Origin of the sequence: Vibrio sp. S12_S33 (assembly GCF_963889785.1) — a bacterium.
Taxonomy (GTDB): domain Bacteria; phylum Pseudomonadota; class Gammaproteobacteria; order Enterobacterales; family Vibrionaceae; genus Vibrio; species Vibrio aestuarianus.
In genome coordinates this window covers 1-3,170 of sequence record NZ_CAWPQZ010000097.1, presented here as the reverse complement: position 1 = coordinate 3,170, position 3,170 = coordinate 1, and the positions used below count along the sequence as shown (strand labels likewise).

The 3,170-nt window shown below is 39.6% G+C and carries 4 protein-coding genes; all 4 read right to left on the bottom strand.

Going from position 1 to position 3,170, the window contains the following annotated elements; genetic code table 11:
- Positions 1 to 298 (bottom strand): pentapeptide repeat-containing protein (locus AACW06_RS18985; protein ID WP_192076266.1); only part of this gene is annotated, 298 nt, incomplete at its 3' end.
- 699 nt (positions 299 to 997) lie between these two features.
- Entirely contained in the window at positions 998 to 1,333 is a 336-nt protein-coding gene (locus AACW06_RS18980; RefSeq protein WP_192076265.1) for a threonyl-tRNA synthetase, read from the bottom strand.
- Positions 1,326 to 1,652, bottom strand: a complete 327-nt coding sequence (locus AACW06_RS18975) for an HNH endonuclease (protein ID WP_192076264.1) — start codon at positions 1,650 to 1,652, stop codon at positions 1,326 to 1,328. The genes AACW06_RS18980 and AACW06_RS18975 overlap by 8 nt, the downstream gene beginning before the upstream one ends.
- Positions 1,653 to 1,857: 205 nt before the next feature.
- Positions 1,858 to 2,211, bottom strand: coding sequence for a glyoxalase/bleomycin resistance/dioxygenase family protein (locus AACW06_RS18970; protein ID WP_192076263.1), 354 nt, complete (start codon positions 2,209 to 2,211; stop codon positions 1,858 to 1,860).
- Between the last annotated feature and the right edge of the window lie 959 nt (positions 2,212 to 3,170).

Genomic DNA, 3,170 nt, shown 5'->3' with positions numbered 1-3,170 from the left:
TTAGCTCAAAGTCTGAGTGATAAACTGGCCATGTCGCTTTCGTCCAATCAACGCCAACTAACTTACTGTCTTGAAATTTAAGCTCAAAGAGCTTTGAGTTTGTAAAATCGACCAAACTCAAATTACACCGTTCAAATGTGCAGTTTGTAAACTTACATTTCTGAAATTTAACCGCTGAGAAATCGCAGTCGGAGAATTGGCAATCTTCAAACTCGACGTTGTTATATTTCTCATCAGGTGAGGAAAACTTCTCAAAAGAAACGTCGAAATATTGCTCATTATTTTTTAAATCTGTCATTGTATCCTCTGAATAGCCTAACGCCCAATTAAGGGGTGAGCAACGCTACCACCCAACCTAACGCATTGTACCGTAAACACTAAATTTGAAGTAGAAGCAAAAATGCCAAGCGTTGGGAATCCCTCTTAAATTGCTTGTTATGTGATTTTTACCGTAAATTCAAAGTAAACCACCGTAGAAATGAAGATATTTGAATAAGTTACGTACAAAAACGATGCTTACCAAAACCTAAATTTCACGGCGATCTGAGCCAAAGAGAGCCACTTGCAGAATCAACAACAAAGAAAGCGCCCTTTCAGCGACCGCCAAACCTTTTACGTCACCAGATTTTCAGGGCTGAACTTCAGCAAGTGAATCAGTCAAAAAAGCATTTCAATTTAAGCGATTTGAAACTGACGAAACTTAACACAAACCAGATCCAAAACTTAATTGAGGCAACTCAAGAACCTTAAAAACGATCAATCTCAGATTGTTCAAGAATCCAGTTTGACCAAGCCAACTTGCCGAAAACACGAAACGAATTATCAATGAAATCGTAGCTTTGACCTTAAAAACTCATCCAACACATAACGCCGCATTAAGGGGTGAACAACGCCACCACCTAACCTAAACCATTGTGCCGTAAACACTAAAGCCAATTCAAACCAAAACTGCCAAGCGTTGTGAATCCCTCTTAAATGCTTTGTTATGTGGCAAAGGTTACGATGCTGTTGTTTCCTCGCGAGACTCTAAACTTGCCTTTTTACTTTCCTTAATAGAAAAAATATCGTTGTATGTAGACTGTATAGATACAGCTAGGACGGCAAGACCGGATATGAATATATATAAGTCAATATTGGTTAAGTACTGGTTTAGCTGTTCAAAGAATGTACTTAATATTAGCAATCCCCCACATACTATACCACTAGCCTGAAGCACAGCATTTACCATGACTTGGTGGCTAAACTTTTTCTTAGCGGCATGACATTTATATGCATAAATTGAGATAAAAATAAGTCCTAAAATGGCTGAGGGAATGAAAACAACCTTATCCATCGTTGTTTCCTTTATTCTCTGGAGTCTTAGATTTGTTTACAGAATCTCCCATAAGAAGGCCAACTAAACCACCAACTAGTGCTCCGGCCGGACCAGCTAGTGAAGCACCTAGAATAGCGCCACCAAGACCAGCGCCCGCTAAGCGGTTATTATTTGTCGTATGAATTTCTCGATGACACTTTGGACAAATATGAACAATGTTATCTGGCAAATGTTCACCACCATCTTTTAGTGGTTTGATATGATGAACTTCTAAACGGTTTTCTTCTATCTGAGTGCCACAAACTGCACATGAGGCTTTCTTGTTATTTGAACTCATACCTATAACCTTATGATTTATGGTAGGTTTAATCTTTATTTTGAATTATAAAGGTTGTCTTCGATGACAACAACCCACCTACCACATAACGCCCAATTAAGGGGTGAGCAACGCTACCACCCAACCTAAAGCATTGTGCCATAAACACTTAACTTGAAGTAGAAGCAAAAATGCCAAGCGTTGGGAATCCCTCTTAAATTGTTTGTTATGTGGTTTTCCCACGTAGTCCTATTAAGTTTCCAAATGGGTCCTCAACTTGGCACATTGAAAGCCCATCTTCAATTTCCATTGGTCCACGATAAAGACACGCACCTAGTTCTTCAAAATGAGCCAGAGCAACACATAAATTATCTACTGACCAGTAAACAACTGTACCACTTTTACCAGCACCAACCTTTTTGTCTGCTTGGACTATTTCTAGTGAGAAACCATTTAGATCAAGTGCCGTGAAATCAAATTCAGGATGGTAAACCGGAACAGCTTCTGGAAAAGCTTTCTTGTACCATTCAAGCCCTTTCGCTACATCTAGGACATGAACAAGAACCGCTGATGGATTCATAATTTCTCTCCAACCACATAACGCCCAATTAAGTGGTGAACAACGCACTGACAAAGCCGCTGCATAACACCATAAAACACTTTACCTGACGCATAGTAAAACTGCCACGCGTTGAGAATCCACTTGAATTGCTTGTTATGTGAATTTTACCGTGAATTCAAAGTAAACCACCGTAGAAACGAAGGAAATTGAATAAGTTACGTGCAAAAACGATGCTGACCAAAGCCTAAATTTTACAGCGATCTGAGCCGAAGAAAACCACTTGCAGAATCAACAACAAAGAAAGCGCCCTTTCAGCCATAACAAAACCTTTTACTTCACCAGACTTTCAGAGCTGAATGTCAGCAAGAGAATCAGTCAAAAAGACATTTCAATTAAAGCGATTTGAAACTGACGAAACTCAACACAAGCCAGATCCAAAACTTAATTGAGGCAACCCAAGAACCTTGAAAACGATCAATCTCAGGTTGTTCAAGAATCCATTTCGACCAAGCCAACTTGCCGAAAACACGGAACGAATTCTCAATGAAATCGTAGCTTTGACCTAAAAACTGACCAAACACATAACGCCCAATTAAGTGGTGAACAACGCACTGACCAAGCCGCTGCATTGCACCGTAAAACACTTTACTCAACGCATAGTAAAACTGCCACGCGTTGAGAATCCACTTGAATTGTTTGTTATGCAAATTCAATAAGATAAGCTGACTTTACTCGATCAAAAACCACAATTGCAATAGTCGAGTGATTCAAGAATCAACCCAAGCAAAAGCCGTGATAAATAAGCCGCAAAAATGAAGTCTGCCTTTCAGCGACAAACTAGGCTTTTGAGCCAAACAAACTCAACGAGCAAAGCCTTCAACAAATACAAAATGATCGATTAACTTGCTCTTTCCACACTTTGCGCCAACTAAATTGACAACACGCCAACGCTAAAACCGATTGAGGCAAACAAAGAA

Excerpts from the sequence above, each read along its gene's own strand:
- AACW06_RS18980 (WP_192076265.1), bottom strand. The coding sequence starts at position 1,333 with ATGGATAAGGTTGTTTTCATTCCCTCAGCCATTTTAGGACTTATTTTT.
- AACW06_RS18975 (WP_192076264.1), bottom strand. The coding sequence starts at position 1,652 with ATGAGTTCAAATAACAAGAAAGCCTCATGTGCAGTTTGTGGCACTCAG.
- AACW06_RS18970 (WP_192076263.1), bottom strand. The coding sequence starts at position 2,211 with ATGAATCCATCAGCGGTTCTTGTTCATGTCCTAGATGTAGCGAAAGGG.